Below are 3926 nucleotides of genomic sequence, written 5' to 3'. Positions count from 1 at the left end.
ATAGACCAGGTAACGGGGTTGCTCCCTTTCGTGGATTCGGTGTTCTCGTTGGTTGAGTCAGGAGTGGTAGTAAGGTCTTCCATAGCTGTGTCTTACACGTGTAAGACACATAATTAGGCAAAATTTAGGTGTGTAAGACAAAAACCGAAAATTGTAAGACACGTAACAAGGGCTGTAAGACAAATCAGTGAAATTGTCTTACACACCATTTAGACTAACATAATTGCACTTATACAACAGCTTTCTGTCGAAATGTTAAAAGACCTTAATCACTTCTGATCTTATTGTTCTGGCACTAACTTTCTGCCAACAAAACATCATACGATCATGAAAAGGCTTTTACTATTGACGGGTTTTTTAGTGCCCTTTTTAGGGTTTTCTCAATCGCCAGGTGACCAAAAACAGAGTGAGCTGTTAGGCCAAGGCCATCTAAGCGCAGGTATCAATGTAGGGGGTGCTTTTGGGCCGACTTCCAGTGGAGATACAAAATATTTAGCTCCCCGTATTCAATACTTTCTCAAAGACGGCTGGTCAATAGCGGTAGAGGGTCGTCACAATGTAAATGGCAACTTTTCTCGTTATACAGGCCTTGGTCTATCGAGTCGTTACTATTTTATTCGCAACAGACAATTAGCCTTGTTCGGGCAAGCAGGAGCAAGCGTAGGCCAAAGTAGATACTCTGTTGAGGCCTTGGAAGCCGCTGTTCACCATCTGCCAGCCACCGCTTATAATTACGAGCGAAACACGGCTTGGCAAACATCTGCTGGATTAGGCATCCACTTCCGCATAGCCAAACGTTGGGCTTTGGAGGGGATTGGAGAACGAGCTTGGACTGAGCTTACCAACACATCAACCTATCAAAGATGGCAGGGAAGTATTGGCCTCAATTTTCTTATAAAATAGACCTATTCCATTCTTCTTAGCAAGATCAGTATGACTACGATTATATAAATAATCTCTTTACATATTGTTAGTTATAGAACAGGTCTAGGTAAAGTACAACGAACTGCCCCACAGTAAGTTAGTACTATTCCTAGACCTGTTATATAACTAATCTTATGTTAGGAGACTTTAAATTGAAATGGAATAACAATCGGCCATCATTTCTTGAAGAAAAATACAATTAGCTAGACTTATCTGAGCTTATAAGCCACACTTACTCCAGTCGTAAAACTTCGAAGCCTTGAGGATTGAGCGTTGTAAGCAGGAGGAAAAACAACCAGATTCATTAAACCGGGATTGACTTCCAACTCTATATTGATTCTAGGTAAAATAATGCCTGTAGCTAACACGGGTGAAAACTCAAATGGTGTATATCTGGATACCCAATAATCGAAAGTAGGATTCGTGTTTTTACCAATCAAAGCATCTACTCGAATACCAGGCTTCACGTACCACAACTGAGTTAAGGCAAACTGAACGGATGCGGTAGCAAAGACTGAGATGAACCGGTTAGCTACCTCTTGCCGGAATAGGGTATCTCCTGGTGTATTATATTGACTTCTATATCCTTTCGTTCGGACACCTACTTCTAAGTCTAGCCACGTTGTTTTAGAAATAAGATTCTTATAAAAAACACTTAGTGAATAGTTTGGCTGAAACTCTGAAACATACGTTCCATACTGATTGAGCGTACCTGTTCCTATTTGAACCGGGGGCCTTTGGGGAAACTGGCTAAATTTATACTTGGACAAAAATACACCTGCCTTAACTCCTACTATAGGTCTTGATTTAGTGATGTATTGGGCTTTTAGGGTGGTAGAAACAAATACTAAAATGAGTATTAAAAAAAGGTAGTATCTATAAGATTTGATTGTGGAGCTAATAAATAGAGTGACATCAAGCATCATAATTAAAGTTGATAGATGAGATAGTGCCAGAACGGCCAAAAGGAAATTCTGTTGTATAAGTGCAATTATGTAAAGTAAAGCCACCCCTAAAGCCTACCGCAAAAACCCGGAAAGCCTGCCGGAAGCCTCCAATAAGCCACCCAAAAGCCTATAGTACCATAGTATAAGCGGTGTCTGCGACGCCTAGATAGTGATGGGTTTTTTTAGGCATAGAGCAACCCCTAACTGCACTCTTTTATTCCCTTTCCAAGCCTTTGTGCGTCAGCTCGTACAGTTAGGGGTGCTCTATGCCTAAAAAAACCTCGTGGCCGAAGGACACGAAGAAGCCCCGATCTGGCTTAGAGCTACCAAGGTTAGCCCGTACCGGGCTGGATTTTCTTAGGCATGGACCACCCCAACTGTACGCAAAAACACTTTAATAGGTGAATCGTTTTGGATATGTACATCCTTTTGAGGATTATTTCTATCCCCTTCCTCTTTGAAGACTACACTTACGGGTGTAGTCTTTTTTGCGTACAGTTGGGGTGGTCCATGCCTAAGAAAATCCCGTGGCCGTAGGACACGAAAAAACCCCGGATGGCTTTAAGCTATCAATCCGAGGCTGTCGTACTGTTGTACGTGGTATGGCCTATCCCTGACGAGTTGCATCCCTGCATTGCTCGTTTCCGTTTAAGCCAATGTCTGAGCGAGCTCTTTAAGGTTGTTTTGTGCTGGTTTCCCTACGTCTAGGTCATTTTCGTCCTTCTTCTCAAGTTCGTACTGCTCTATAAACGTCAAGCGGTCTCCGTTGAAAAAAACAGTGGGATTGATATAGTATATATTAAATGCTGGACCACGAGCAATAAACTTGTTTTCTACCAACTCAGCGAGTCCACTCAAGATTGAGTTTTTTGCTGAATAACCAGTGAATTGTTTACAATCATCCATATCAAAGATGAAAGTATCTCTGTTTGGTTGAACCTGATTAGCAATGTAGGCAAATACCTTAATCCCTGCTTTCGAGAGGTCGAACCAGTTGCTAAGACCTGTCATGAATACCTTCATGAATTTAGCCTTGTCAACTGTTACTTTCCTAGCAAATAACGAATGGCCTTTAACCTGGCTATCACTATCAATTATTAAATCAGGATTTTTTTGACCGAATAGCAACGTCTTTTCCCCTTTCTCGATGTGTTGTACCGTATCATCTAAAAAGGGACTAACTCTATTGGTTTCATACTCAGTTAGCTTGTTGTACTTCATTAGCGAACTAGCAGTCTAATATTAGAAGCTGTAAAGCTAACTAAAAGTTCGATATGGTTGAACTGAAAGTTAGCTTTTTTTTCTTTTTTTGCTAACTTGAATTTAGCTACTAGCTAACTCTGAGTTCACTAATAGCTAAATTGACGAAACTTATAAATTGTTAATAATCAGTATTTTATAAAATATTTTATGTAGAACTCTTCTTAAGTTCTTAAAATACACTTGTGAGCGTAGCGAACTCCGCTTTTTTGCTCATCAACACCAAGGCTCGTAATTTTGAACTTTGGTCGGGGATTCGACCAGTATCCGCCAACATTTAGACGAGTGATAGGCGAGACTCTCATTGACTGGATAAGAGAGTATGAAATAGGGCTCTGTTGCCGAAGGTAGCAGAGCCTTTTCCTTTCCCGACAATCGGAGGGAAAGACAGCCGTTTCGACCCCGACAAAAACCGACTGCAAGGAGGTTTTTTAGGGGTGAAACATGGCTGGCTACTCAATACGCGAACTTACAAAATCACCACGCACTGCGCAACAACGCACGCTGTTTTTTTCCCTTCTAATCAGTTTCGAGTTTACCCAAGCAGACGTTGCCAAAAGCTTTTCTTACCTTGTTCAGGCATTCGGTTGGCGATCCCTTCGACCATCTTGGTTAAGTGGTCGATCTGGTTCTGAATATCAACCGGGGCGGCTGGTAATTGGGATTGGGTGAGCTGGCCTTGTACTAAGCTGCGGATATCTTCATTAACATATTGGCCGATGGTTTTACCCGCTCGTTCAGCGGCTTTCTCAATCACGGCGCGGGTGTCTCTCTCGACTCCTCGGATAGACCAGG

The 3926-nt window shown here is 41.9% G+C and carries 4 protein-coding genes; 1 reads left to right on the top strand and 3 read right to left on the bottom strand.

Annotated elements, in window-relative coordinates:
* Window positions 1-327 precede the first annotated feature (327 nt).
* Complete coding sequence (locus tag ACYVJM_RS31850) at window positions 328-903, top strand: porin family protein (RefSeq protein ID WP_461152163.1); 576 nt, start codon at window positions 328-330, stop codon at window positions 901-903.
* Between the two features lie 230 nt (window positions 904-1133).
* Here ACYVJM_RS31850 and ACYVJM_RS31845 read toward each other — a convergent pair whose 3' ends face one another.
* The 3 genes from ACYVJM_RS31845 to ACYVJM_RS31835 all read right to left on the bottom strand — a co-directional run.
* Window positions 1134-1850, bottom strand: coding sequence for a hypothetical protein (locus ACYVJM_RS31845; protein ID WP_461152162.1), 717 nt, complete (start codon window positions 1848-1850; stop codon window positions 1134-1136).
* A gap of 669 nt (window positions 1851-2519) precedes the next feature.
* Window positions 2520-3092, bottom strand: a complete 573-nt coding sequence (locus ACYVJM_RS31840) for a replication/maintenance protein RepL (protein WP_461152161.1) — start codon at window positions 3090-3092, stop codon at window positions 2520-2522.
* Window positions 3093-3666: 574 nt separating this feature from the next.
* A partial coding sequence (locus tag ACYVJM_RS31835; RefSeq protein WP_461152160.1) for a hypothetical protein occupies window positions 3667-3926 on the bottom strand: 260 nt, incomplete at its 5' end.

The sequence above is a fragment of the Spirosoma pulveris genome (genome assembly GCF_054781875.1).
Note: the sequence above shows the minus strand (reverse complement) of the source record. Positions and strands in the feature narration are given on the sequence as shown.

Bases quoted from the DNA above. Each gene is read 5' to 3' on its own strand.
- ACYVJM_RS31840 (WP_461152161.1), bottom strand. From the start codon at position 3,092: ATGAAGTACAACAAGCTAACTGAGTATGAAACCAATAGAGTTAGTCCC.
- ACYVJM_RS31850 (WP_461152163.1), top strand. From the start codon at position 328: ATGAAAAGGCTTTTACTATTGACGGGTTTTTTAGTGCCCTTTTTAGGG.
- ACYVJM_RS31845 (WP_461152162.1), bottom strand. From the start codon at position 1,850: ATGATGCTTGATGTCACTCTATTTATTAGCTCCACAATCAAATCTTAT.